Below are 398 nucleotides of genomic sequence, written 5' to 3'. Positions count from 1 at the left end.
AGTTCTGTCGGGGGTCTCGACGAGGATGCCGCCGATTGTGGTGATCGGTTCACCGAGGGTGACTTCAACGTCCCTCCCGAGCTTTTCAGTGAGAGCCTTCTTGAACTCGTCGAGCCTGCCCTCCAGGAGCTTCAATGTCCTTTCGTTGGATTTCACGACGACGCTGCCGCTTCCAAGCTCTTCGACAGCCTTGCCAGTTAAATCAACGAGCATCGGGAAGTACTCTTCCTCAGGAAGTTCGGCGAGCCTTTCGCGGAGGGCCGTTATGACCTCCTGGATGAGGGCCTCCTGAACTTCGAGCCTCTTCTTTCTTATCTCAAGCTTGGCGTTGGCTATTATGCGCTGCTTTTCTATTTCAGCCTGGGTCTGGGCCTTCCTGAGTATCCACTCAGCTCTGG

At 55.3% G+C, this 398-nt stretch carries 1 protein-coding gene; it reads right to left on the bottom strand.

Features of this window, described 5'->3' with window-relative positions; translation table 11 throughout:
- The coding region (locus tag E3E42_RS11800) for a V-type ATP synthase subunit E (protein WP_167904898.1) at positions 1-398 on the bottom strand (398 nt) is incomplete at both ends.

The organism is Thermococcus sp. JdF3 (assembly GCF_012027495.1).
In the GTDB taxonomy this organism is placed as follows: Archaea; Methanobacteriota_B; Thermococci; order Thermococcales; family Thermococcaceae; genus Thermococcus.
This window is presented reverse-complemented; position numbering and strand designations above follow the sequence as displayed.